Source organism: Rhodoplanes tepidamans (assembly GCF_030813915.1).
Classification (GTDB): domain Bacteria; phylum Pseudomonadota; class Alphaproteobacteria; order Rhizobiales; family Xanthobacteraceae; genus Rhodoplanes; species Rhodoplanes tepidamans.
Window position 1 is genome coordinate 1 of sequence record NZ_JAUSUJ010000035.1, and the last position, 25,298, is coordinate 25,298.

General features: G+C 71.1%; 23 protein-coding genes and 1 pseudogene. 18 read left to right on the top strand and 6 right to left on the bottom strand.

The annotated features are described in order from the left end of the window. The 10 genes from J2S22_RS28240 to J2S22_RS28285 form a co-directional block, all read left to right on the top strand. Positions 1–384, top strand: a 384-nt coding sequence (locus J2S22_RS28240; protein ID WP_307155903.1) for an STAS domain-containing protein, incomplete at its 5' end; no start/stop codon positions are given. After that, on the top strand, positions 381–749 hold the full coding sequence (locus tag J2S22_RS28245) for a response regulator (RefSeq protein WP_272779759.1): 369 nt from the start codon (positions 381–383) through the stop codon (positions 747–749). The genes J2S22_RS28240 and J2S22_RS28245, both read left to right, overlap by 4 nt. Continuing rightward, the gene (locus J2S22_RS28250; protein ID WP_272779758.1) at positions 746–2,806 is read left to right on the top strand and encodes a chemotaxis protein CheA; all 2,061 of its coding nucleotides are present in this window, start codon (positions 746–748) and stop codon (positions 2,804–2,806) included. The genes J2S22_RS28245 and J2S22_RS28250 overlap by 4 nt, the downstream gene beginning before the upstream one ends. A gap of 18 nt (positions 2,807–2,824) precedes the next feature. Next, positions 2,825–3,361: a chemotaxis protein CheW gene (locus tag J2S22_RS28255; RefSeq protein WP_272779757.1), complete on the top strand. Its 537-nt coding sequence runs from the start codon at positions 2,825–2,827 to the stop codon at positions 3,359–3,361. Further along, the gene (locus tag J2S22_RS28260) at positions 3,361–5,112 is read left to right on the top strand and encodes a methyl-accepting chemotaxis protein (protein ID WP_272779756.1); all 1,752 of its coding nucleotides are present in this window, start codon (positions 3,361–3,363) and stop codon (positions 5,110–5,112) included. The genes J2S22_RS28255 and J2S22_RS28260 overlap by 1 nt, the downstream gene beginning before the upstream one ends. Positions 5,113–5,115: 3 nt before the next feature. After that, positions 5,116–5,643: a chemotaxis protein CheW gene (locus J2S22_RS28265; RefSeq protein ID WP_272779755.1), complete on the top strand. Its 528-nt coding sequence runs from the start codon at positions 5,116–5,118 to the stop codon at positions 5,641–5,643. 38 nt (positions 5,644–5,681) lie between these two features. Beyond that, positions 5,682–7,541 (top strand): methyl-accepting chemotaxis protein, encoded by a 1,860-nt coding sequence (locus tag J2S22_RS28270; RefSeq protein WP_272779754.1) that lies wholly within the window; start codon positions 5,682–5,684, stop codon positions 7,539–7,541. 129 nt (positions 7,542–7,670) lie between these two features. Beyond that, the gene (locus J2S22_RS28275; protein ID WP_272779753.1) at positions 7,671–9,632 is read left to right on the top strand and encodes a methyl-accepting chemotaxis protein; all 1,962 of its coding nucleotides are present in this window, start codon (positions 7,671–7,673) and stop codon (positions 9,630–9,632) included. A 21-nt stretch (positions 9,633–9,653) separates the two neighbouring features. Continuing rightward, the gene (locus J2S22_RS28280) at positions 9,654–10,556 is read left to right on the top strand and encodes a CheR family methyltransferase (protein ID WP_272779752.1); all 903 of its coding nucleotides are present in this window, start codon (positions 9,654–9,656) and stop codon (positions 10,554–10,556) included. Positions 10,557–10,559: 3 nt separating this feature from the next. Beyond that, positions 10,560–11,639: a protein-glutamate methylesterase/protein-glutamine glutaminase gene (locus tag J2S22_RS28285; protein WP_272779751.1), complete on the top strand. Its 1,080-nt coding sequence runs from the start codon at positions 10,560–10,562 to the stop codon at positions 11,637–11,639. Between the two features lie 4 nt (positions 11,640–11,643). On the opposite strand, the gene J2S22_RS28290 is transcribed toward J2S22_RS28285, so the two are convergent. Then, positions 11,644–13,392: a hypothetical protein gene (locus J2S22_RS28290; protein ID WP_272779750.1), complete on the bottom strand. Its 1,749-nt coding sequence runs from the start codon at positions 13,390–13,392 to the stop codon at positions 11,644–11,646. A 475-nt stretch (positions 13,393–13,867) separates the two neighbouring features. On the opposite strand from J2S22_RS28290, the gene J2S22_RS28295 reads away from it, so the two are divergent. Continuing rightward, positions 13,868–16,129 (top strand): sensor histidine kinase, encoded by a 2,262-nt coding sequence (locus tag J2S22_RS28295; protein ID WP_272779749.1) that lies wholly within the window; start codon positions 13,868–13,870, stop codon positions 16,127–16,129. Between the two features lie 14 nt (positions 16,130–16,143). Here the strand turns inward: J2S22_RS28295 and J2S22_RS28300 are convergent, their stop codons facing one another. Then, positions 16,144–17,124: a DUF2865 domain-containing protein gene (locus J2S22_RS28300; protein ID WP_272779748.1), complete on the bottom strand. Its 981-nt coding sequence runs from the start codon at positions 17,122–17,124 to the stop codon at positions 16,144–16,146. Between the two features lie 220 nt (positions 17,125–17,344). Between J2S22_RS28300 and J2S22_RS28305 the strand changes: the two genes are divergently transcribed. Continuing rightward, positions 17,345–17,839: a ferritin-like domain-containing protein gene (locus tag J2S22_RS28305; protein WP_272779747.1), complete on the top strand. Its 495-nt coding sequence runs from the start codon at positions 17,345–17,347 to the stop codon at positions 17,837–17,839. Positions 17,840–18,023: 184 nt separating this feature from the next. On the opposite strand, the gene J2S22_RS28310 is transcribed toward J2S22_RS28305, so the two are convergent. The 3 genes from J2S22_RS28310 to J2S22_RS28320 are packed head-to-tail and all read right to left on the bottom strand — an operon-like array spanning position 18,024 to position 19,946. Beyond that, positions 18,024–18,809, bottom strand: a complete 786-nt coding sequence (locus J2S22_RS28310) for an SDR family NAD(P)-dependent oxidoreductase (RefSeq protein WP_272779746.1) — start codon at positions 18,807–18,809, stop codon at positions 18,024–18,026. 41 nt (positions 18,810–18,850) lie between these two features. Further along, positions 18,851–19,747, bottom strand: coding sequence for an MBL fold metallo-hydrolase (locus J2S22_RS28315; protein WP_272779745.1), 897 nt, complete (start codon positions 19,745–19,747; stop codon positions 18,851–18,853). A gap of 13 nt (positions 19,748–19,760) precedes the next feature. Continuing rightward, on the bottom strand, positions 19,761–19,946 hold the full coding sequence (locus J2S22_RS28320) for a hypothetical protein (protein ID WP_272779744.1): 186 nt from the start codon (positions 19,944–19,946) through the stop codon (positions 19,761–19,763). A 292-nt stretch (positions 19,947–20,238) separates the two neighbouring features. Between J2S22_RS28320 and J2S22_RS28325 the strand changes: the two genes are divergently transcribed. The 6 genes and pseudogenes from J2S22_RS28325 to J2S22_RS28345 all read left to right on the top strand — a co-directional run bounded on the left by J2S22_RS28325 (position 20,239) and on the right by J2S22_RS28345 (position 24,525). After that, complete coding sequence (locus J2S22_RS28325) at positions 20,239–20,736, top strand: DUF1236 domain-containing protein (protein ID WP_272779743.1); 498 nt, start codon at positions 20,239–20,241, stop codon at positions 20,734–20,736. 167 nt (positions 20,737–20,903) lie between these two features. Beyond that, on the top strand, positions 20,904–20,981 hold the full coding sequence (pqqA, locus tag J2S22_RS30945; RefSeq protein ID WP_370878258.1) for a pyrroloquinoline quinone precursor peptide PqqA: 78 nt from the start codon (positions 20,904–20,906) through the stop codon (positions 20,979–20,981). Between the two features lie 18 nt (positions 20,982–20,999). Further along, positions 21,000–21,905, top strand: coding sequence for a pyrroloquinoline quinone biosynthesis protein PqqB (pqqB, locus tag J2S22_RS28330; RefSeq protein ID WP_272779742.1), 906 nt, complete (start codon positions 21,000–21,002; stop codon positions 21,903–21,905). Then, positions 21,866–22,938: pseudogene (pqqC, locus tag J2S22_RS28335) on the top strand (pyrroloquinoline-quinone synthase PqqC). The gene pqqB and the pseudogene pqqC overlap by 40 nt, the downstream one beginning before the upstream one ends. Next, a complete protein-coding gene (pqqE, locus tag J2S22_RS28340; RefSeq protein WP_272779739.1) occupies positions 22,935–24,050 on the top strand; it encodes a pyrroloquinoline quinone biosynthesis protein PqqE in 1,116 nt (371 codons plus the stop codon). Before pqqC ends, pqqE begins: the two are co-directional and overlap by 4 nt. 109 nt (positions 24,051–24,159) lie before the next feature. Further along, the gene (locus J2S22_RS28345; RefSeq protein WP_272779738.1) at positions 24,160–24,525 is read left to right on the top strand and encodes a hypothetical protein; all 366 of its coding nucleotides are present in this window, start codon (positions 24,160–24,162) and stop codon (positions 24,523–24,525) included. Between the two features lie 75 nt (positions 24,526–24,600). Here J2S22_RS28345 and J2S22_RS28350 read toward each other — a convergent pair whose 3' ends face one another. Beyond that, on the bottom strand, positions 24,601–24,900 hold the full coding sequence (locus tag J2S22_RS28350; protein WP_272779737.1) for a hypothetical protein: 300 nt from the start codon (positions 24,898–24,900) through the stop codon (positions 24,601–24,603). Between the last annotated feature and the right edge of the window lie 398 nt (positions 24,901–25,298).

Sequence of the window (25,298 nt, forward strand, 5' to 3'; positions counted from 1 at the left end):
GTCGGCCATCCGGCCCCGATTCGCTGCTGTCCACATGGACAGCTTGAATCACGGCATCGACCGCCCCGCCACCTCAGTTTCCAAACGGGCTCTCAGACGGTCCGCACCATCGCGGCCGCGCACGAGCGTCTGACGACCGAACTCGCCCGTGCCGGCGGCGTGCGCATCCGCCTCGACGACCTCGCCGAGTTCGACCTCGGCCTCGTGCAGCTGGTGCTCGCCGCGCGGCGCAGCGCCGCCGCCGCCGGCAAGTCGCTCGCCCTCGCCGCGCCGGCGTCCGGCGCGCTGCGGACGACGCTCGACCGGGCCGGCTTCCTCGCCATCGACCCCGCCGATCCGCTCGGCGGTCCCGCGTTCTGGCTGCAAGCAACGGACATCCCATGAGCAAGACCATCCTCAACGTCGACGACTCCGCCAGCGTGCGCCAGATGGTGCAGCTCACGCTGCAGGGCGCCGGGTACCGGGTGCTCCAGGCCAACGACGGAGCCGACGGCCTCGCCAAGGCGAAGGCCAGCCCGGTCGACATGGTCGTGACGGATCTCAACATGCCGGTGATGAACGGGCTCGCGCTGATCCGCGAGCTGCGCAAGCTGCCGAGCTACCGCGGCGTGCCGATACTGTTCCTGACGACGGAGTCGGACGCCGGCGTCAAGAAGGAGGCGAAGGAGGCCGGCGCCACCGGATGGATCACCAAGCCGTTCCAGCAGGAGCAACTGGTCGCCGTGGTCAAGAAGGTGCTGGGCGCATGACCATCATCGACGCGGCGGACACCTTCCGCCAGGAAGCCCAGGAGCTCCTGGAGCAGCTCGAGCACACGCTGCTCGATCTCGAGCACAGGCCGGCCGACGCCGACCTGATCGACGGCGCCTTCCGGGCCCTGCACACGCTCAAGGGCTCGGGCGCGATGTTCGGCTTCGAGCGACTCGCCGCCTTCACGCATCACGTCGAGACCGCGTTCGACCTCGTCCGCAAGGGCCGGGCGAACGCCAGCGCCGAGCTGATCGCCCTGACCCTCCACGCCAAGGACCAGATGCGGCGCCTGATCGAGGCGCCCGCCGAGGCCGACGAGGCGGCCGGCGACACGATCCTGCGCGGCCTGCGCCTGATCCTCGAAGGCACGGCGGCGCCCGCCACCACCGACGCCACGCCGGCGCCCGTATCGGCACCGCCGTCCGGCGACGCCACCTGGCGGGTTTGCTTCCGGCTTCCCCGCGGCGCCATGGCGTCCGGAACCAATCCGCTGCTGCTGATCGAGGACCTGCACGCCCTCGGCAGCGCCACCGTGGTGGCGCGCAGCGGCGACATCCCGCCGCTCGAGGAGCTCGACCCCCTCGACTGTCATGTCGGCTGGGAGGTGCTGCTGACGACCGCGAGGCCCCGCGAGGCCATCGAGGAGGTGTTCATGTTCCTCCTCGACGACATGGAGCTGACCATCGAGCCGGTCGACGCCACCGACACTGCGCCCGCGACGCCGGCCGATCGGACCGCCGCGGCCGCGTCGTCGGCGCCGGCCAGTGACTCCGGCACCCGCACCGCGATGCCGGCCGAGACGCCGGCGTCCCCCGCCGCGGGCCCGTCCACGCCGGGCGCCGTGGCGGGCCCGTCCACGCCGGGCGCCGTGGCGGGCCGCGGCGGCGGCAGCGTGCGGGTTCCGGCCGAGCGGCTCGACGAGCTGATGGACCGGGTCGGAGAGCTGGTGATCGCCCAGTCGCGGCTCAAGCAGATCGCCGCCGCCTCGCACGACCCGCAGGTCAAGTCGGTGACCGAGGAGATCGAGCGGCTCGCCCGCGAGCTGCAGGACACCACCATGGGCGTCCGCATGATGCCGATCGGCTCGCTGTTCGGCCGCTTCCGCCGGCTCGTCCACGACCTGTCGCGCGATCTCGGGAAGGACATCGAGCTGATCACCTCGGGCGAGGAGACCGAGCTCGACAAGACCGTGATCGAACGGCTCGCCGATCCGCTGGTGCATCTCATCCGCAACGCCGGCGACCACGGGCTCGAGCCGCGTGACGGCCGCGCCGCCGCCGGCAAGCCGGCGACCGGGCGCATCACGCTGACGGCCCGCCATGCCGGCGCCGCCGTGCTGATCTCGGTCGGCGACGACGGCCGGGGTCTCGACCGCGACAAGATCCAGGCCCGCGCCGAGGAGAACGGCCTGCTCGCGCCCGGCGCCAAGCTCGCCGACGAGGAGCTGTTCAAGGTCATCTTCGCCCCGGGCTTCTCGACCGCCCACGAGGTGACCAACCTGTCCGGCCGCGGGGTCGGCATGGACGTGGTCAAGCGGACCATCGACGATCTGCGCGGCTCCATCGACGTCCGGAGCACGCCGGGGCAGGGCGCCGAGGTGACGCTGCGCCTGCCGCTCACCCTCGCCATCATCGACGGGCTCCTGGTGCGGGTCGGCCGCGGCCGTTACGTCATCCCGCTCGGCGCCGTCGAGGAGTGCGTCGAGCTGACGCCCGAGGACGATCTCCGCTCCAAGGGGCGGTGCTTCCTCAACATCCGGGGCGATCTCGTTCCCTACATCCGGCTGCGCGAGCAGTTCGCCTCGTCGCTCCCCGCCGATCCGTACCAGAAGGTCGTCATCGTCTCGGCCGGCGGGTTCCGGGTCGGCCTCGTGGTCGATCAGGTGATCGGCGACCACCAGACCGTCATCAAGTCGCTGTCGCGGCTCCATGCCGGCGTCGGCGTCTTCTCCGGCGCCACCATCCTGGGCGACGGAAGCGTCGCCCTGATCCTCGACGTGCCGCAGCTCGTCGCCGACGGGCAGGCCGCCGAGGAGCGGCTGAAGGCCGCGAGCTGAGCCGCACAGGAGCGTGACATGACCGAATCCGAAGCCGGCCGGCCCCTCGAGGTGCTGACCATGGACCTGCAGGGCCAGACCTTCGCGCTCGAGGCCAGCCAGGTCCGCGAGATCCTCGATCTCGTGCCGATCACCGAGGTGCCTGGCAGCGAGCCCTTCGTCAACGGCCTGATCAACGTGCGCGGCAAGGTCGTGCCGCTCGCCGATCTCCGCCTCAAGTTCGGGATGGAGCAGGCGCCCGACACCATCGACACCCGCATCGTCGTCACCGAGATCGAGATCGACCGGGTGCCGACCGTGATCGGCATCCGGGCCGACAAGGTGCACGAGGTGACCGAGCTCGCCGCCTCGGCTCTCGCCGAGGTGCCGCGCGTCGGCACGCGCTGGCGCCAGGACTACATCCGCTTCATCGGCAAGCGGGGCGACGACTTCATCGTCGTCCCCGATCTCGCCCGCATTCTTTCGCCGTCCTCCGCCGATCCGGCGCTCGACACGTCAAAGTCAGAACGACGAACCCCGGCTTCCGCGCATGCCGGGCGTTCAGGAGACCTGTGATGCGCTTCACCATCAAGCTCAAGCTCGGCCTCGCCTTCGCGGTGGTCATCGTCCTGTCCGGCATCACCGCCTGGCTCGGCATCTCCAACCTGTCTTCGCTGGACGCGACGCTGGTCCGGCTCGTCGACGTGCCGGTGCAGCGGCTCGCCTTCTCGCTCGAGATGAACACCGAGCTCGTCTCGCTGATCCGCGCCGAGCAGAACCTGATCCTCGCCGAGACCAAGGAGGACATCGCCAAGTACGAGAACGAGATCCTCCACGAGCGTCAGGCGCTCCTGGCGCGCATCGACAAGGCGGAGGAGACCGCGACGGCGCAGAACAAGCCGATCTGGGCCGCTAACCGCAACACGCTGAACCAGATCGGGAGTCTGCAGGACAAGATCCGCGGTCTGGTCGCGCAGGGCGCACGGGACCAGGCGCGAGCCATCTCGGCCGGCGACCGGCGCAAGCTGACCAGTGACCTCCAGAAGCAGCTCGAACGGGCCGCCGACATCAACCGCGCGATTCTCCAGGACGCCAAGAGCGACGCGAACGCGCAGTACGAGAGCGCCCGCAACCTGATGCTCGCCGTGGTCGGGATCTCGCTGTTGTTCGCCGCGGTGATCGCCGTCTGGATGGCGACCAGCATCAGCCGCAGCCTCGCCCGCGCCGGTGCACTCGCCCAGGCCGTGGCACAGGGCGACCTCACCCGGACGCTCGACAAGGCCTCGAAGGACGAGATCGGCGACCTCATCGGCCACGTCAACGACATGGTGGCGAAGCTGCGCCAGGTGGTGGCTGAGGCGCTCTCGGCATCGGACAACGTCTCGGCCGGCAGCCAGGAGCTGTCCTCGAGCGCCGAGGAGCTGTCGGAAGGTGCGACCGAGCAGGCCGCTTCGGCCGAGGAGGCGTCCTCGTCGATGGAAGAGATGGCCGCGAACATCAAGCAGAACGCCGACAACGCGACGCAGACCGAGACGATCGCGCGCCAGTCGGCGGCGGACGCCGAGAAGAGCGGCGAGGCGGTCGGCCGCGCCGTCGACGCGATGCGCACCATCGCCGAGAAGATCACCATCGTGCAGGAGATCGCCCGCCAGACCGACCTCCTCGCCCTCAACGCGGCCGTCGAGGCGGCGCGGGCGGGCGAGCACGGCAAGGGTTTCGCCGTCGTCGCCTCCGAGGTCCGCAAGCTCGCCGAGCGCAGCCAGACCGCGGCGGCCGAGATCGGAACGCTGTCGTCGCAGACCGTCAAGGCCGCCCAGGAGGCCGGCGAGATGTTGACCCGGCTGGTCCCGGACATCCAGAAGACGGCCGAGCTCGTCTCCGAGATCAGCGCCGCCTGCCGCGAGCAGGACATCGGGTCGGAGCAGATCAACACGGCGATCCAGCAGCTCGACAAGGTGACGCAGCAGAATGCCTCGGCGTCGGAGGAGATGTCGGCCACCTCGGAGGAGCTCGCCGCCCAGGCCGAGCAGCTCCAGGCCAGCATCGCCTTCTTCCGTACCGACGACACCGAAGATGCACCGCGTCGGGCCCAGTCCGCGCGGGCGACGACGCGACCCGCCAAGGCGGCCGCCGCGGCGGAGTCCGCGTCGCGAACCGCGAGGCTCGCGAAGCCGGCCGCCAAGTCGGCCGCCGGCGCCGCCGCGCTCGTCGATCAGGTGCGTGCTGCCTATGCCACTGGAAAGACGCCGACGAAGGCGGGTTTCCGGCTCGACATGTCGTCGGGGGGGCCGGACGCCCATGACGTCCAATTCGAGCGTGCGAGCTGAGCCATGACGCAGACCGGCACTGGCGAGACCTTCTACGTCACCATCGGGATCGGCCGCGAGATCTTCGCCGTGCCCGTGTCGATGGTGCTCGAGATCCTGCCGATGCGGGACGTATTCCGCATCCCCGACGCGCCGGCGCATCTCGACGGCCTGATCGACGTGCGGGGCCGCGCCGTCGCCGTGATCGACCTGCGAACCCGGCTCGGGCTGCCGCGGGTCGGATCAGACGAGCAGACCCGCATCGTCGTGCTCGACGTGCCGCTGCCGGGCCGCAAGCTCGCCATAGGCCTCGTCGCCGATCGCGTGTTCGAGGTGGCGACGCTCGACGACGGGCGGCTCGAGCCGCCGCCCGATATCGGTACGCCGTGGAGCCACGACCACATCCTCGGAGTCGGCCGCCACGGCGGTGGCTTCGTCGCCGTGCTCGACATCGTGCGGTTGTTCACGGCGGACCCGGCCCTCGTCTCGGCGCAGCGGGCGATGCCCGCGGCCGCCGCCATCCTCGCGACGCCGGCCGAGCAGGCCGCCTGACCACTGCCTCTGGAATGCCTCTTGCCAGGAACGCCCCGATGCGCCTCACGATCAAGCTGAAGCTCGCACTCGCCTTTGCGACCATCATCGTCCTGTCCGGCATCACCGCCTGGCTCGGCATCTCCAACCTCGCCTCGCTCGACCAGACGCTGCAGCGGCTCGTCGACGGGCCGATGCAGCGCATGCAGTTCTCGCTGGAGCTCAACAGTGAACTCCTGACCCTGGTACGGGCCGAGAAGAACCTCATCACCGCGTCCTCGAAGGAGGAGACGGATCGGTTCGAGACCGAGATGGCTGCGATCCGCCAGTCGATCGGTGGCGCGCTCGAGAAGGGTGAGGCGACGGCCGCGACCGAGCGCCGACCGCTCTGGGTCGCCAGTCGGACGGCGTTCCAGCAATATGCCCTGGTTCAGGACAAGATTCGTGAGGCGATGCGGCGAGGTGAGCAGAACGAGGCTCGAGTTCTGTCCGGAACAGCCGCGCGCCAGCATGTCGGTGACGTGCAGAAGAGCTTGCGATCGCTCATCGAGGCCAATCAGAAAATTCTCGCTCAGGCGAAGGCCAACGCGGCCGAGCAGTACGAGAGCGCCCGCACGATGCTGATCGGCCTCGTCGCCTTCGCACTCTTCGTCGCGGTCGGCACCGCGCTCTTCATGGCGCTGTCGATCAGCCGCGGCCTCGCCAAGGCCGGTGCGCTCGCCCAGGCGGTGGCGATCGGCGATCTGAGCCAGGAAGTGACGGTCAAGTCGAACGACGAGATCAAGGACCTGGTCGATTCGCTCAACCAGATGACCACCAATCTGCGCACCAATGCGCAGGTGGCCGACACCATCGCCAACGGTGACCTCACCGTGCGGGTGCAGCGCTTCTCCGACAAGGACACGCTCGGCATCGCGCTGGAGCGCATGGTCTCGAAGCTGCGCCAGGTGGTGGCGGAGGCGCTGTCGGCCGCCGACAACGTCTCGGCCGGCAGCCAGGAGCTGTCGTCGAGCTCGGAGGAGCTGTCGCAGGGCGCCACCGAGCAGGCCGCCTCGGCCGAGGAGGCCTCATCGTCGATGGAGGAGATGGCCTCCAACATCAAGCAGAACGCCGACAACGCGACGCAGACCGAGAAGATCGCCCGGCAGTCGGCTGCCGACGCCGAGAAGAGCGGCGATGCCGTGACCCGCGCGGTCGATGCGATGCGCACCATCGCCGAGAAGATCACCATCGTGCAGGAGATCGCGCGGCAGACGGACCTTCTGGCCCTCAACGCGGCCGTCGAGGCGGCGCGGGCCGGAGAGCACGGCAAGGGATTCGCCGTCGTCGCCTCCGAGGTCCGCAAGCTCGCCGAGCGCAGCCAGACCGCGGCGGCCGAGATCGGCACGCTGTCCTCGCAGACCGTCAAGGTCGCCCAGGAGGCCGGCGAGATGCTGACCCGGCTGGTCCCGGACATCCAGAAGACCGCCGAGCTCGTCTCCGAGATCAGCGCGGCGTGCCGCGAGCAAGACATCGGGGCGGAGCAGATCAACCAGGCGATCCAGCAGCTCGACAAGGTGACGCAGCAGAACGCCTCGGCCTCGGAGGAGATGTCGGCGACCTCGGAGGAGCTCGCCGCCCAGGCCGAGCAGCTCCAGGCCAGCATCGCCTATTTCCGCACCGACGAGAGTGCGGCGGCGGCTCCCGCGGCGGTGCGTCGCCCGGCGGTGCGCCAGTCCGCGGCGCCGAAGCAGGCCGCCGCGCCGGAGGGCGCGTCGCGGACCGCCAAGCCGGCCTCCAACGGTGCCAACAAGCTCGTCGATCAGGTTCGGGCCGCCTACGCTCAGCCGGGCCGCACCCAGTCGCGCGGCGGCTTCAAGCTCGACCTCTCGGCCGGCGGACCGGACGCCCACGACGCGCAGTTCGAGCGCGCGAGCTGACGCAAGCAGCTCCGGGCGCCGCGGATAGGGGGTCCCCCCGGTCCCGCGGCGCCCCTCGCCGTCCACTCCGAAAGGGCTCCTGGCCCTCGAGTCCGATACCATCACCGCCGCACCGTTGACAGGTGACCGATGCGCTTCACGATCAAGCTCAAGCTCGCCCTCGCCTTCACGACCATCATCGTCCTGTCCGGGGTCACGGCGTGGCTCGGGATCGCCAATCTCTCCAGTCTCGACGCCACGCTCGAGCGCATGGCCGACGGGCCGGTGAAGCGCATGCAGATGTCGCTCGAGCTGAACAACAACCTGCTGGCGCTGGTGCGGGCCGAGAAGAACCTGGTCATGGCCTCGACCAAGGAGGAGGTCCAGACCTACGACGCCGAGATCGCCAAGGATCGTCAGCAGCTGATCTCGCGCGTCGAAAAGGCCGACGAGACGGCGAGCGTGCAGAACAAGCAGCTGTGGGCGACGACGCGGAACGCCCTGCAGCAGCTCGCCACGGTGCAGGATCGACTGCGGGAGCATGTCCGGCAGGGCCAGCTCGACCAGGCCCGTGAGCTGTCGAACGGCCGGGGCCGCCAGGCCGTCGCCGAGATGCAGAAGAACCTCGCCACCGTCGTGGAGATCAATCAGCGTCGGCTGGAAGAGGCCAAGCAGGCCGCCAAGCAGGAGTACGAGAACGCCCGGCTGATGCTGATCGCCATCGTCGCCGCGGCGATCGCGATCGCCGCCGTGATCGCGATCTGGATCGCGCTCTCGATCAGCCGTGGCCTGTCGAGCGCCGGCGCACTGGCCCAGGCGGTGTCGCTCGGCGACCTCGATCAGACGCTCGCAGTCCGCACCAACGACGAGATCAAGGATCTCGTGGACGCCCTCAACCGCATGACCGCGAACCTGCGGGCCACGGCGGCGGTGGCCGAGAAGATCGCCGACGGCGAACTGAACGTCGCCTTCCAGCGGCTGTCGGACAAGGACGCGCTCGGCATCGCCTTCGAGCGGATGACCGCCAATCTGCGCACCAGCGCGGAGACGGCCGACACGATCGCCAGCGGCGACCTCACCGTGCAGGTCAAGCGCTTCTCGGACCGCGACATGCTCGGCATCGCGCTCGAGCGGATGGTCGAGAAGCTGCGTCAGGTCGTGGCGGAGGCGCTGACCGCCGCCGACAGCGTCTCGGCCGGCAGTCAGGAGCTGTCGTCGAGCTCGGAGGAGCTGTCGCAGGGCGCCACCGAGCAGGCCGCCTCGGCCGAGGAAGCGTCCTCGTCGATGGAGGAGATGGCCTCGAACATCAAGCAGAACGCCGACAACGCCTCGCAGACCGAGACGATCGCCCGCCAGTCGGCCGCCGACGCGGAGAAGAGCGGCCAAGCCGTCACCCGCGCCGTCGAGGCGATGCGCACGATCGCCGAGAAGATCAACATCGTCCAGGAGATCGCCCGGCAGACGGACCTCCTCGCCCTCAACGCCGCCGTCGAGGCGGCCCGGGCCGGCGAGCACGGCAAGGGCTTCGCGGTGGTGGCGTCCGAGGTCCGCAAGCTCGCCGAACGCAGCCAGACCGCGGCGGCCGAGATCGGCACGCTGTCGTCGCAGACCGTCAAGGCCGCCCAGGAGGCCGGCGAGATGCTGACCCGGCTGGTCCCGGACATCCAGAAGACCGCCGAGCTCGTGTCCGAGATCAGCGCGGCGTGTCGCGAGCAGGACATCGGGGCGGAGCAGATCAACCAGGCGATCCAGCAGCTCGACAAGGTGACGCAGCAGAACGCCTCGGCCTCGGAGGAGATGTCGGCGACCTCGGAGGAGCTCGCCGCCCAGGCCGAGCAGCTCCAGGCCAGCATCGCCTATTTCCGCACCGAGGAGAGCACGGCGGCGGCCCCGGCGCGTCGTCCGGCCGCCGCTCCGGGGGCGACCAAGTCCGCGGAGCGTACCGGGCGTCCGATGGCACCGTCCGCGAAGAGCGGCGCCGGCAAGCTCGTCGATCAGGTGAGGGCCGCCTACGCGCAGCCGTCCCGTGCGCCGGGAAGGAGCGGCGTCAAGCTCGACCTGTCGTCGGGTGGGCCGGACGCTCACGACGCGCAGTTCGAGCGCGCGAGCTGAAGGCCGACGGGGACCGACGCCATGAGTGGAGCTCTCGCCAGGGCGTCGTCCGACGCACAGAATGCCGTCGAGCCGAGCTGGGTCGACGGTCACGACAGGCTGAGGTCGCGGGACTTCCAGCGTCTCGCGACCTTCATTCACGGCTACAGCGGCATCAAGGTGCCGCCCAGCAAGGCGACCATGATCGAGGGGCGGCTGCGCAAGCGGGTCCGCGCCCTCGGCATGCGCAGCCTCGACGAGTACTGCGACTATCTCTTCCAGCGTGACGGTCTCGCCGCGGAGGAGATCCACCTGATCGACGTCGTCACCACCAACAAGACCGAGTTCTTCCGCGAGCCCGAGCATTTCCGCATCCTCGCCGAGGACGTGCTGCCGCGCATCATGGCGGAGCGGAGGGTGTCGGCACGTGCGCCCGTGAAGGTGTGGAGCGCCGCCGCGTCGACGGGCGCCGAGGCCTACACCATCGCCATGGTTCTGGCGGAGCAGCGCCGCCGGATGCCCGATCTCGTCGGCGTCGTCTACGCGACCGACATCTGCACCGACGTGCTCGGCACCGCGCAGGGCGGCATCTTCCCGGCCGAGATGGTGTCGCCGGTGCCGCCCGAGATGCGGTCCCGCTACGTCATGCGGGCCAAGGATCCAGCCTCGCGCCTGGTGCGGATCGTGCCGGAGCTGCGCGCCATGGTGCAGTTCGGTCGTCTCAACCTGATGGACGCGAGCTATCCGATGGACCGCGACCTGGACATTGTGTTCTGCCGCAACGTCCTCATCTATTTCGACAAGCCGACCCAGCTCGCGGTTCTGCGCCGGCTCTGCGACCATCTGCGGCCGGGCGGCTACCTGCTGCTCGGCCATTCCGAGACGCTGTCCGGATTCGACCTGCCGGTGCGCCCGGCCGGCACCGCCGTGTTCCGCCGGAGCTGACGCATGGCCTCGCCGATCCGTGTCCTCGTCGTCGACGACTCCGCCTCGGTGCGGCAGACGCTCGCCACCATCCTGGGCGAGGATCCGGACATCGAGGTGATCGGCACGGCCGCGGATCCGTTCGTCGCGGCGAAGCGGATCCACGACGAGGTGCCGGACGTCATCACGCTCGACGTCGAGATGCCGCGCATGGACGGCATCACGTTCCTGCGCCGGCTGATGAGCCAGCGCCCGGTGCCGGTGGTGATGTGCTCATCGCTGACCGAGGCGGGCTCCGAGACGCTGCTCCAGGCGCTGGAGGCCGGCGCCGTCGACGTCATCCAGAAGCCGCGGGTCGGCGTCGCCCAGTTCCTGGTCGAGTCGCGCCTGCGCATCTGCGATGCCGTCAAGGCGGCGGGGCGGGCCCGGCTGCACTGCCTGCCACGGCGCCGGCCGGTCGCCGTGCCGCCCAAGAAGCTCACTGCCGACGTCATCCTGGCGCCGCCGCGGGCGAGCCAGGCGATGGCCCGCACCACCGAGACCGTGGTCTGCATCGGGGCCTCGACGGGCGGCACCGAGTCGCTGCGGGCGCTGCTCGAGGTGCTGCCCGCCGACTGTCCGCCGATCCTGATCGTGCAGCACATGCCCGAGATGTTCACGGCCGCCTTCGCGCGCCGGCTGAACGGGCTGTGCGACGTTGAAGTGAAGGAGGCGGCCGACGGCGACACCGCGCTGCGCGGTCGCGTGCTGATCGCGCCCGGCGATCGTCACATGCTGCTGCAGCGCAGCGGTGCGCGCTACTATGTCGGCATCAAGGACGGGCCGCTGGTGTCGAGGCACCGGCCGTCGGTCGACGTGCTGTTCCGCTCGGCCGCCCGCTGGGCCGGCTCGAACGCGGTCGGCATCATCATGACCGGCATGGGCGACGACGGCGCCCGCGGGCTTCTCGAGATGAAGCAGGCCGGTGCTCACACGGTCGCCCAGGACGAGGCGACGTCGGTGGTGTTCGGCATGCCCAAGGAGGCGATCGCGCTCGGCGCCGCCGATCGCGTGCTGCCGCTCGATCGGCTCGCCAGCGAGATTCTGCGCGCCGGCGCTCCGTGAGCCTTCAGAACAGTACGTCGTCGAGGCTCGGCTCGGGCGCCGCGGCGATCGGCGGCGCCGCCGCGTGCGCCGGCAGGCCGGCCGCACGGCGCGCCGCGGGGGCATGGCGGGCGTGGATGTCGCGCTCGCGCGCCATCGTGTAGCGGGCGGCGATCTCGCCGAACACCGCCTCGGCCGCGGGGCCGTCCGGCGGCCTGCCGGCCGCGCCGGCCGCCACCTCGAAGTCCGCCGCGGCGGCACGCAGGGCGGCCTCGATCGTCTCGGCCCGGGCGAGGCCGGCGGCCGTCTCGTCGAGCAGGCCGACGACGGCGGTCCCGTCGCGGCCGAGCGCCACGAGCGCGCCGGCGAGGGCGTCGGCGACGCCGTGCAGGCGCGCGAGGGCGGCATCCATCTGCGAGATGACCTCGGCGATCTCGGCGAGCCGCTCGGCCTGACGGCTGCCGGCGAGCGCGTCGGTGGTGTCGACGATGGTGCGGACGTCGGCGCCGGCCGCCACCGCCTCGGTCGCCGTGCGGGCGGAGGAGCGTGTGAGCTCGTCGGCGACCACGGCGAGGGGGCGCCCGATCGTGCCGAGCCGGCTGCTCTTCAGGGTCGCGTTGACGCCCATGATGCGGATGTCCGCCTCGACGGCCCGCACCGTTCCGATGTGGCCGACCAGCCGCTCGGCGATGCGCAGCACCTCGCTCATGATCGCGTCGGCCTGTTCGCGCGCGGTGCGGAAGTTCTCGAAGAGATCGCGGGCGCGCCGGACGTCGGCCTCGAGCTCGCTCAGGAACGAGTCGTCGGCGTGGGCGGCGGAGCCGTAGACCTCGCGGCCGAGCCGCACGATCTCGCGGGCATCGTGCCCGAGCTGGCCGAGCGAGCCGTGCACGGCGGCGATCTCGCGGGCGATCTCGTCGGCCGCGTCGGCGAGCTGGGCGGACTGCAGGGCGCATCCGGCGGCGGCGAGGGCGCGGCGCTCCTCGGCGGCGAGCCCGGCCCACGGACCGCCGTCGTCGCGCGCGTCGGCGACCCGGGCCAGCAGGGCGGCGCTGGCGATCACGTGCTCGATGCGCTGGCGTGTCGCGTCGCCGACCTGCAGGGCCATGACGACGCGGCCGACGCCGTCGGCGAGCTTGCGGGAGCGGCGGCCGACGTCGGCGGCGGCGCCGGCCGCGTTGCGCGACCGCGTCGTGATCAGTGCGATGCTGGCCTCGAGCCGGCGCGGCACCTCGACGGCCGTCTGGGCGTGGCGCGACGAGAAGTCCGCCTCGCCGGCGGCCGCCGAGGCGAGATGGCGGCCGACCTCGACCAGCTCGGCACGGAAATGCTGAAGATTGGTGTTGGTGATCGCCAGCGAACGGCCGATGCCGCCGATATAGTCGAGGAACTCGGCGCCGGCGTCGCCGATGCCGGAGGCGGTGATCCGCGCATTGATGGTCAGCACGTCGATGGTGCGGATCTCCTTGGCGATCTCGTCGATGCGCCGGCGCAGGCCCGCCGTCACGGCGATCAGCCGGTCGAGGGTGGCGCGCTCGTCCCGCCGGGCGCCGCCGATCGCCCCGGCCCGGACTGCCACGGCGGACAGGCTCTCGGTGGCACGCCGGAAGGCGTCGCCGTCGAGCTCGCCCTGCAGGCTGCCGAACAGGCCGGTGAGATGCTCCAGGAGCTCCACCGAGGCGCCGAGCCGGCGGCCGGTTTCGAGGAAGGTCTCCTCTGCCACGCCGGCAGCAGCACCGAGCGCTTCGGCAGTGGCAAGGATGGCGTCACGCAAGGTCGGTCTCGCAAGCTCGGCGACGGCCGCAGTCGCGTCCGGGGACAGGGAGCGTCGCCGCGGGCCGGCGGCGAGGCCGGCTCCAACTTGATGATCTTTGGTTAAGGTCGGGTTGAGGACGCGAGCCGGAGCATCGCCGCGGTGCCGGCCGTCGCGGCGCCGGTCCGGGCCGATCCCGCCGTCGGGCGGTGCCAGGGTCGCAGATGCGCCAGGGGCGCGCATCCGCCGTATGCGTCCGGAACGCCAGTGTTCGGACGCGCACGTCTTGAGATTGCCAGCAGCGCGCCGGGATCGTCTGCGCGCGGGCGATGCGGCGCGGTGGTGATTCAGTAGAGCCGGTCCATAGTTCTGCGCTCATCATGCAATTCCGACCCGGTGTTCGCGCCCGCCCGGATGCACGGCGCAATTCTGCGTGGTTCTACCGAAGCCTGTTTGTTTTCGCCCTTCTATATTGCGGGCCTGTCGAGGAGCCTCCATGCAAGTGGGACCGAAGCCGGCGTGCCCGTCGCCGCCGGAGGAGACGAGTGCAGCGTCAGCGTCGCCTGGTGCCGGGGCGGACAAGTCCGCCACGCCCGGCCTCTCGGTCCGCCAGCGGCTGATCCTGATCGTCGTCATGGTCGCCCTGCCGATGGTGCTCCTGTCCGCCGCCACCGTCTGGCAGCTCGTCGAGCGGGAGCGCGCGAGCAACGCCCAGGCGATCCTCTACGCGGCGCATTCGATCATGAGCGCGGTCGAGGCGCAGCTCGGCAACTATGTCGCGGTCGGCCAGGCGCTCGGCGAGTCGCCGGCGCTGCAGGTGAACGATCTCGTCGTGTTTCGGGGCGAGGCGGAGCGGGCCACCATCGGGCTGCCCGGCGCCTGGGTGACGCTGGTGTCGCCCGACGGCCAGCAGCTGATGAACACGCTGCTGCCGCAGGACGAGGCGCTGCCGCGGGCGCCCGACAGCGTGATGGCGGGCGCGGCGCGCGCCTTCGCCGAGAGGCGGGTCGAGTTCACCGACGTCGTGATGGGGCCGGTCGCCGGCGGTGCGGTGGTCGGCGCCGGCGTGCCGGTCTTCCGGGACGGTCGCCCCGCCTACTACCTGCTGATCGGCGTGCTGGCCAACGCGTTCCGGGATCTCCTCAACGACCGGCGCCTGCCGCCGGGCTGGCTGGTCGGGGTGGTCGATCGCGAGGGCAACTTCGTCGCCCGCTCCCTCGACCACGACCGCTGGGTCGGCAGCCCGGCCTCGGCCGAATGGCGCGCCGTCATGCATGTCGACGGCATGTCGGAGGTGCGCAGCGTCGAGGGCCGGCCGCTCATCAACGCCACCTCGGTGTCGCGGATGAGCGGCTGGGTGGTCGGGGTCGCGACCGAGCGGAACGTGTTCGAGGCTCCGATCCGCCGCACCATGATCACGGCCGTGCTGGTGACCTCGGGGGTGGCGCTGTTCAGCATGCTGCTCGCCGGCTGGGCGGCGCGGCGGATCACCGGTCCGATCGCCGCCCTGGAGACGGGCGCGGCGCGGCTGGAGCGCGGCGAACTGCCCGCCGTCCGCCCGACCTGGGTGCCGGAGGTCGATCACGCGCTCCACGCGCTCGACACGGCGGCCAGCACGATCGTCGCCCGCGAGCGGGCGCTGCGCGAGAACGAACACCGGATGGCGGCGATTCTCGACGTGCTGCCGGTCGGGGTGTCGCTGGTCGACCGCGAGGGACGGACGATCGTCGCCAACGGCAACTATCGCCGCTTCGTGCCGCGGATCGTGCCGTCGCGCGACGACGCCCGCCATCCGTTGTGGGAGGGCGTCGACGCGAACGGCCGGCGGATCCCCCGCGAGGACTATCCATCGGCACGGGCGTTGCGCGGCGAGCCGGTCTGGCCCGGCGTCGAGTTCTTCTTCCGCGGCGACGCCACCCAGCCGCCGACCTGGACGCGCGTCGCGGCGCTGCCGTTCCGCGACGAGAACGGCGCCGTCTCGGGCGCCGTGCAGATGATCGTCGACATCGACCAGGAGAAGCGCGCCGAGGAGGAGCGGCGGACCCTGCAGGCCGAGCTCCTGCATCTCTCCCGCCTGTCCGACATGGGGCAGATGGCGGCGGCCCTCGCGCACGAGCTCAACCAGCCGCTCACCGCGGTCGCGGTCTATATCGGCGGCTGCCAGCGCCTGGTCGGCCGGGACGGGCTCGACGAGGCCCGTCGCGACAAGCTGGTCGAGCTGATGCGCATGATCAGCGAGCAGGCGCTGCGGGCCGGCGAGATCATCCGGCAGCTGCGCGACTTCGTGCGCAAGGGCGAGGGTGAGCTGAGGGTGGTCGGCGCCGCGACGCTGATGCGCGAGGCCTGCACGCTGGCGTTGGCGGCGGCGAAGCACAAGGGCGTCGCGGTCCGCCTCGACCTCGACGCGCCGGGCGAGATCCTGGTCAACAAGGTCCAGATCCAGCAGGTCGTCTTCAACCTGGTGCGCAACGCCGTCGAGGCGATGGAGACCAGCGAGCGCAAGGAGCTGGACATCCGGCTCGTCGCCGCCGGCGGGCACGTGGAGGTCGCCGTCGCCGACACCGGCTCCGGCCTCGCCCCGGAAATCGCCGACCGGCTGTTCATGCCGTTCGTCTCGACCAAGAGCCAGGGCATGGGAATCGGGCTCTCGGTGTGCCGCAATATCATCGAGGCACATCACGGGCGGATCTGGGCCGAGCGGAATCCCGCCGGCGGCACCGTGTTCCGCTTCCGGCTGCCGCGTCTCCGCGACGAATGACGAATGAGGGCCGTTCAGGGGCCGCGCCCCGTCGCCACGGCGGGTGATGCGGCCGGCGCGACGGCCGCCGGCGTCTGAACGTCCGGGTCGCCGGCCGGCTCGCGCGCGGCTTTCGCGGCCGCCCGCGCCGCGGCCCGTTCCGCTCGCGCCGCCTCGCGGCGAGCCCGACGCTCCGCGCGGCGCGCGGCGCGGCGCTCCGCCCGGGTCTCGGCCCGCCGCGGCTCCCGCGTCTCGGCGTCGTTCCGAGTCGCGAGGCGCTCCGGCGCGCTCGCATAGGCACGGTCGATTTCGCTGAGATAGCGCTTCAGCTTCGCGGGCAGCCGTCCGGCTTCGCGATAGGGCGTGAAGTCGCGATCCTCGTGCGGCGGGCGTCCGCCGCCGGTGAAGATGTGGACGCCGGCCTCGGTGACGACGATGTCGCCCCGCACCAGCGTGGCGTCCTGGCGCAGCCGTGCCAGCGCGCCCTTCGGGGCGGCGCTGCAGCGGCAGGCCGCATCGAGCGCGGTGCGGTGCGAGAAGGCCTTCGGCAGCGCGCCGTAGCGCTTTCCGCTCGACGAGACCGCATCGGCGATGCCGTCCGGACCGTCGGCGCCGCCGCGGAACACCGCGGTCTCGGTGCCGGGGCATATCGCGTCGCAGCTGCGCTTCGCCTCGGCACGGCTGACGCCCTGGTCGAGCGGGACGTAAAATCCGTCGCAGGTCCGCACGCACCAGGCGCGGCTGCCGCCGGAGCTGCGGCTCTCCGTGCCGCGGCTGTCCGTGCCGCGGCTCCGCGGCGTGATCGTGATCGACGGCGGCTGCCGAGGGGGCGCGGCCCACGGAGCGCCCCAAGGGTTGCCCCAGGAGCTTCCCCAGGACGGCGGCTGCGGTGGTGGCGTTGCGCCCCAGCCGGACCATTCGCGCCGCCAGAAGTCGAACGCGTCGTTGGCGCTCGGCTGAGAGACCGTCACGGCGCAGAACACGGCGACGCACAGAGCGATCAGAATGCGGATCATCACGGCCCACCTCGTCCCGGAGTCGTGGCGCGGCAGCCGTCGGCCGCCGTTCCGGAAACCGGGTCGTGGGCATGCGGTTCCTGACGGCGTCCCGGAGACGTCGATCGGTGGACGTCTCACGATGCCCCGAAGGAACAGGCCGGTGTCGCGATGGTTGATCCCCGGGCGAGGCACACCGCTGCCGCCCGAATCTTCCCGACCGGAGCCGGAGACCGCCATCATGCCGCACACTGCCCGCGACCTGTTCGTGACCGGCCTGCGCAACGCCCATGCGATGGAGCGCCAGGCCGAAGAACTGATGGAGCGCCAGATCGAGCGCACCGACGATTACCCCGAGGTTCAGGCGCGCCTGCGCCGGCACCTCGAAGAGACGCGCTCCCAGATCGGGCGGCTCGATCGCTGCCTGGAGGCGTGCGACGCCAGCGCGTCGACCCTGAAGGACGTGACGATGGCGTTCATGGGCAACATGGCCGCGGTCGGACACATGCCGGCGGGCGACGAGATCCTCAAGAACACGTTCGCCAACAACGCGTTCGAGCACTACGAGATCGCCGCCTACAAGTCGCTGATCGCGCTCGCCGACCGCGCCGGCGTGGACGCCGCCTCGCTGCTGAGCCAGTCGTTGAAGGAAGAGGAGGAGATGGCGGCGTGGATCGATGCGCACGTGAAGGACGTGACGCTCGCCTATCTGGCTCGCGAGGCGGCGGCGGCCTGAACGCCGATCCGAACGACTGAACCGATCGAGCCTCCGGGGCGTCCTTTCACCCCGGAGGTTTTTTCATGATGTGTGGTTTCACGTCGCGTCTTGTTCGCAAAGGCAGGTTCGCAAGAAGCGTCGCAAGAGCAAGAAGCGTAGCGTCGCAACAAGAGCGTCTCGCGCGCCGTCGGCTTCCGCACCGTCAGCTTCGGCCGGAGCCGGGCTCGGCCATCTTGCGATGCTGCTCGGCCAGCAGGCCGGACGGCGTCACGGTCGCCAGCATGGTCTGCAGCTTGTTCTTCCAGCCGCTGACCACGTCGCCGTCGCCCTTCATCATCGCCTGGAAGCCGGTCTCGGCGACCATGACGGGATCGTCCTTCTCGGCCGTCCCGACCTTGGTGTCCGTCATGCCGGCCCGCTCGAAGAACTCGGTATCGGTCGGTCCCGGCATCAGGCACGTCACGGTGACGCCCGTGTCCTTCAGCTCGTTGCGCAGGGCGAACGAGAAGGAATCGATGAACGCCTTGGTGCCGTTGTAGACGGCCTGATAGGTGCCGGGCACGAAGCCGGCGATCGAGCCGGTCAGCATGATGCGGCCGCGGCCGTGTGCACGCATGTCCCGGGCCACCTTCTGGACGAGATAGATGGTTCCCGTGATGTTGGTGTCGATGACGCGGCGGAAGTCGTCGAACGGCTGCTCGAGAAAGCCGTGGCCGAGACCGCGTCCGGCATTGGCGAGCAGCGCATCGATCGGTCGCCCGCCGGCGGCGGCATGGAAGCGGTCGACGCCCTCGCGGGTCGAGAGATCGACCTCCACGGCCTCGACCGACGCGCCGAGTTCGCGGAAGTTCTCGGCCGCGTTGTGGATGCGCGGCTCGTCGGCCGCGACGATCAGATCGAAGCCGTTGCGGGCGCAGACCTTGGCGAGCTCGAATCCGATGCCGGTGGAGGCACCGGTCACCATGGCGAGCTGACGGGTGTCGGGCATCGTGGTCTCCGGTGGTCTGGAGGATGTCTATCCGGGGATGTCTATCGGACATAGGCGGTGCCGTCGGCGGCGCGCGCCGGCGTGTCGACGTAGCGGCCGTGCTCGGGCACGGCGATTTCCGCGAAGTTGTCGGCGAGCAGGCGCAGGGCATCGCGCAACGCGGCTCCGCGCATCGGCCGGCCGTGACCCGCCATCACGATCTCCGGCTCGAGCGCGGCGAGGCGGCGGACCGATGCGGCCGACGCCTCCCAGTCGGTCGTGTAGTACATGGGCGGCCCGTGCAGCTCCGGCGTCTGCATGGCGGCGGCGTAGACCGACTCCTGCTTGGTGGTGACGAAAGCGTCGCCGACGATCAGGGTGGCGTCGGCCTCGCGCCAGAGCGACACATGGCCGGCCGAATGGCTCGGCGTCGCGATCCAGCACCAGCCGGGCAGCACCGGGACACTGCCGTCCGCCGGCAACGCACGCAGCCGTGTCCGCACGTCGACGGGGCCGCGGGGATAGAGCGGCGAGGCGAGCGCCATCAGGCCGCCGCCGACGGTCGGGTCGGGGGCCGGATAGGCGGCGTCGCCGGTGAGATAGGGATGCTCGAGGGGATGGGCGTAGATCGGGACGTCCCACGCGTCCGCTAGCGTCTCCAGCGCGCCGACGTGATCGAAATGCGCGTGGGTGAGCACGATCGCTGACGGGCGACTTGCTTCGCCGAACCGGCGTGCCGCGGCGGAGCGGATCAGTGCCGCCGTGCCGAACAGGCCGGCATCGACCAGCACCCAGCCGCCGTCGGCCGCGCCGATCGGGCCGACGAAGCACACGTTGACGATGGCGAGACGCTGATAGGCGAGGTCCGGCAACACCTCGTGGGTGCCGTCGTCGCGGGCCGCGTCGCGCCGCGGATCGTCGGCGCGCGTTCTGTCGTCGAGCGGAATCTGGCGGCCCATGCGGCCCTCCTGGTCAGCGGGTGCGGTTCGCGTCGCCGGAGGCGGCCGTGTCGCCGCCGTCCGTGCCGGCGCCCGGCGTCTGCGGCGCGTCTTTCGCCTGGCGCTCCTGGCGCGCGAGCTCGCGGTCGATCACCTCGCGCGAGCCCTCGGGCGGGTCCTTCTGCGACGTGAAGGTCTTCGACGTCTTCTCGGCCGACATGGCGCGGTGCCTCCGGCGGGGATGATGCGCGTCCCGTGCCGGGCGGGACGGTCCGGCGGCACGGGTGCTCGTCCGGGCCAACGGGCGCAGCGCGCGAGCGTTCCTGGCGGTAGGAACGTCCTTGGGTTGCGCGTGGCCGCGACGCGGGCGGCAACCCGGTGGCGCCGGCGGCGTTTCACCTGCGAGGGGCGGGCGATCGTGCGCTCGCCGACAGCTGCAACGCCGACAGCCGCGACGAGGAATGCTCATGGACGTTTCGACTCCCCAGGACCGACGGGGAACCCGCCGGGTGATGATGGGCGGTGCCGCCGCGGCCGTTCTCGTCGGACTCGCGTTGCTGGTCTGGATGCTGGTGCCCGGCTACGACCGCCACCAGTCGACGACCGACGCGACCGGCCCGCGGTTCGGGCAGGACCAGGGCACCAGCACGGTCGGGCGCTCTCCGACGCCGCCCGATGCCGCCGCGGCGCCGCCCGATCCGATCGCTGTCGGCCGCAACGAGGGAATATCCGCGACCGCCGAGAACCAGGTGCAGCTGACGCCGCCGCAACAGGAGGCGCTCCGCAGTTTCGCGCAGGCCCATGCCGGGCAGCAGGCCAATCAGGTCGCGTTCACGGTCGCGGTCGGCGTCGCGGTGCCTCGCCAGGTCGAGTTGCAGGACGTGACGCCCGAACTCGCCGCGGCCTTTCCGGCCCATGCGGGCAAGCAATACCTCCTGATGCCCGGGCGGCTGGTGGTCGTCGAGCCGGAAACCCGCCGGGTCGTCGCGATTCTTCCGACCGCGGCGTGATGACGTCAGCTCTTCCGACCGCCGCGTGATGACGTCAGCGGACTCGGCTGCGGGGACGGCCCGGGACCGGGATGCCGGTGACGTCCGCGACATCGCCGCGCCGGCCCGGAACTTCGACGGGGCGGCGCGGTTTCCTTTCGGACCGCTTCGACCGCGAAAGGACCGTCATGCCGTGGACCACCCCCGTCCTGATCGAGATCTGTCTCGGACTCGAGATCAACGGCTATCTGCCGCCCGAGATTTGAGTTGCCGTAGGCGCCCCGGTGGTCGGTCTCAGGGCGATCGTGCTGGGCTCGGCTGCCGGCGGCGGCGTGCCGCAATGGAACTGCCGGTGCGGGATCTGCCAGGCCGCCCGTAGCTCGAACGGAGCCGTTCGACCACGCACCCAGACCTGCGTCGCCGTCTCGGCGGACGGCGAGCGGGTCGTGCTTCTCAATGCGCCGCCGGACCTTCGTCAGCAGCTCCTGGCCGCGCCGGCGCTCACGCCGCGCGCGAGCGCCGGGCTGCGCGACAGTCCGATCGCGGCCGTGGTTCTGACCGGGGCCGAGATCGATCAGGCGGCGGGCCTGCTGCATCTGCGCGAGGGCCAGCCCTTCGCACTCCTGGCCGACGGTTATGTCCAGACCGTGCTGACCACCAATCCGATGTTCGACGTGCTCGCCGCGGATGCCGTGGACCGCCGTACCCTCGTGCCCGACGTGCCGGTGGACATCGCCGGCCTGTCCATCGAGCTGTTCCCGGTGCCCGGCAAGGTGCCGCTGTGGCTCGAGCGGGCCGTGGGGGAGGCGCCGGCGGACGGCGCCGTGACGGGGGTCTCGGTGCGTGCCGGCGGCCGGCATCTCGTCTTCGTGCCGGAGATCGCGGAGATCGGCCCCGCGATCCGCGCCCGGCTGGCCAGCGCCGACGTGGTGCTGATGGACGGGACCCTGTTCACCGACGACGAGATGATCACCTCCGGCACCGGATCGAAAAGCTCGCGCCGCATGGGCCATGTGCCGATCACCGGGGACGGCGGTTCGCTCGATGCGCTCACCTTCCTGCACGGCCGGCGCATCTACATCCATCTCAACAACACCAACCCGGTGCTGTTCGAGGACTCGCCCGAGCGCCGGCGTGTCGTCGCGGCCGGATGGGAGATCGCCGCGGACGGCATGGAGATCGTGCTGTGAGCGTCCTGTCGCCGGACGAGCTGGAGGCGAGGCTGCGCGCCATCGGGGCCGAGCGCTATCACCATCACCATCCGTTCCACCGGCTGCTGCACACGGGTGGCTGCAGCCGGGGTCAGGTGCAGGCCTGGGCCCTCAATCGCTGGTGCTATCAGGCGGTCATCCCGCAGAAGGACGCCGCTCTGATGGCGCGCTGCGACGATGTGGAGGTGCGGCGCGCCTGGCGCTCGCGTCTCGTCGACCACGACGGCGAGACGGCGGACGACGGTGGCATCGCCCGCTGGCTGAAGCTCACCGACGGGCTCGGGCTCGATCGGGACATGGTCGTCTCCCAGCGGCAGGCGCTGCCGGCGATGCGCTTCGCGGCGCTCGCCTATCTCGACTTCGTGCGCAGCCGGCCCCTGGTCGAGGCGATCGGCTCGTCGCTGACCGAGCTGTTCTCGCCCGCCATCATCGGCGAGCGGGTCGCCGGGATGCTGAAGCACTACGATTTCGTCACGCCCGAGACGCTCGCCTATTTCGCCGAGCGGCCGCCGCGAGCGGCGCGCGACAGCGCGTTCGCGCTTGCCTATGTGAAGCGCCACGCCACCACGCCGGACGCGCAGCGTGGCGTCCAGGACGCGTTGCGGTTCAAGTGCGACGTGCTGTGGGCGATGCTCGACGCGCTGCACGCCGCCTATGTGGCGCCGGGCCTCGTCCCGCCGGGTGCCTTCGTGCCGGCCGATCATCCGGGAGCCGCCACATGACCATGCCGGGCCCGGACTCGATCGTCGCGGACGCGGTGCCGCGGCTCGCCCGTGGCGTCCGCATGGTCGAGAGCGCCGCGCACGGCGGCCGCGTGCTGCTCGCGCCGGAGCGGCTGTTCAAGCTCGACGAGGTCGCCGCGGCGGTGCTCGACCTGTGCGACGGCACCCGCAGCGTCGCGGCAGTCGTCGACGATCTCGCGGGCCGCTACACGGCGCCCCGGGACCGCATCCTCGCCGATGTCTCGGCGCTACTGCGCAGCTTGGCCGACAAGAGGCTGGTGGAGCTGTGACGGGCCGTGCCGCCACCGTGCCGCCGCCGCTCGGCCTCCTCGCCGAGCTGACCCACCGCTGTCCGCTCGGATGCCCGTACTGCTCGAATCCGGTGGCGCTCGAGCATCGCGCCGACGAGCTCGACACCGCGACCTGGACCCGCGTCTTCCGCGAGGCGGCCGGGCTCGGGGTGCTGCAGCTCCATCTGTCCGGCGGCGAGCCGGCGCTGCGGCGCGACCTCGTCGAGATCGTGGCGGCGGCCCGCGCCGCGGGGCTCTACACCAACCTGATCACGTCGGCGGTCGGGCTCGACGCACGGCGGCTCGCGGCGCTCGCCGCGGCCGGGCTCGATCACGTCCAGATCTCCGTGCAGGACAGCGACCGGGATGCCGCCGACCACGTCGCGAGGAGGCCCGGTGCCTTCGCGCGCAAGGCCGCGCTGGCGCGCGAGGCGGTGGCGCTCGGCCTGCCGCTGACGCTCAACTGCGTGATTCACCGCGGCAACATCGGGCGCATTCCGGAGATGGTCGCGCTGGCGGCGGCGCTCGGCGCCGGGCGGATCGAGATCGCGCATGTGCAGTATCACGGCTGGGCGCTCGCCAACCGGGCCGCCCTGATGCCGCGGCGCGGTCAGGTCGACGCCGCCGAGCGCGAGATCGCGATCCTGCGCGACAGGCACCGCGGCGACCTGGTGATCGACGCGGTCATGCCGGACCATTTCTCCGGCGTGCCGAAGCCGTGCCTCGGCGGCTGGGGACGGCGCTCGCTCGTCGTGACTCCGTCAGGCCTGGTGCTGCCGTGCCACGCGGCGCCGACGATCCCCGGTCTCGCATTCTGGTCGGTGCGCGACCATGCGCTCGAATCGATCTGGCGGGAGTCGCCGGCCTTCGCGGCGTTCCGTGGAACGGAATGGATGCGCGAGCCGTGCGCGAGCTGCCCGAAGCGGGAGCGCGACTTCGGCGGCTGCCGCTGCCAGGCCTTCGCCCTCACGGGCGACGCCCGGGCCACGGACCCGGCATGTGCGCTGTCGCCCGACCACGGCCTCGTCGCGGCGCTGGCCGCGGCGGCCGAGGACGGCCCCTGGCGGTGGCGGACCGACCGGCCCGCGACGGTGGATGCCCGGCGGAGTTAGGAACCGGCCGCGGCCGGCCGATGAGACGCGATGACGCGGGCGGCGGTTAACCGGGAATTGACGACCGCCGCGCATGCTCGATCGGCTGTTTCAGGTGGATTGGATTGCGATGCAGAACCGTTCACCACGTCCTGTCGAGCGCCGGGTCGTTCAGAGCCGCAGGGTGGTGCTGATCTGCATCGTCTTCGTCGCCATGATCGTGGCCACCCTGACGGTCGAGCAGACCTTCGACCGGCCGATCCGTCGATTCCTGTCGACGCCGCCGCTCGATCGCGAGGTCAGCCATGTCGGCACGATCCGGCTCGCGCCCAACCACGACGGCCGTTGTCCCCGATACGTGTTCGACAACGACACCGGCTGGATCGTCCCGTACGGCTCGGCCTCGTGCGACATCTTCGAGCAGCCGCCGGCCCGCTTCGGCAGCGGCGGCACCGATCGCATGGACACGATCCGCGAGGGCTTCCGGCGCCGCTGAGCCGCAGACAACCACGACCGGACGCGAGCCGTCCGGCGCCGCGGGGTCTTCGACAGCTGCGGCTCGATGCGGCCGTCAGAACAGCCAGAGCAGCAGCAGGATGAGGATCACCAGGCCGATCAGGAAGTTCTTCTGCTTGACCGCGAACTTGACGAAGGCCGGCTTGATCTCGACGAACAGCACCTTGAGGTCGGCCCAGACATATTGCGCGTAGGCCTTGGTGACCTCGATCGCCTTGTCGACGATGGTGGTGGGCGGCTCGCGACGGGGCGGCGGCTCGGTGGTCCGCGGCGCCACGATCGGGTCGGCAGGTCGGGCGGTCGGGGTATCGACCGGAGTGATCGTGGGCTTGGTCACGGGCGAGGGATCAGACATGGTCGAACGCTCCTGATGCGGCATTTGAAATCACGGGCGACACGGCGACCGCGAGCGGGACGAAACGGTGCCGGGAGCCGCGGAGCGGCGAGACGATGCGGCGCGCTGGCGCACCGTCCTCCGACGCGATCGGCACGCCGGCCGATCGGGTCGTCCCTCGATCCAAATCCTTGTCCAAATCGACAAATCCAAATCGCCGTTCGCCGGCTGCGGCTTCCGAAAGGTGCTTGACGGACGCCGCCGATCTCGGTCCGGCACCCGCCTCATAGTACCTTGGATGAGCGCGCGATTCGAGATTTTGCGTCAAGCGGGGCGGCGCGTCATTCTGGGGGCCGTCCACTGCGGCCGTGTCGCACCCGGCCGATCGTCGTTCCTCGTCCACCCCACCGCGGGAGACC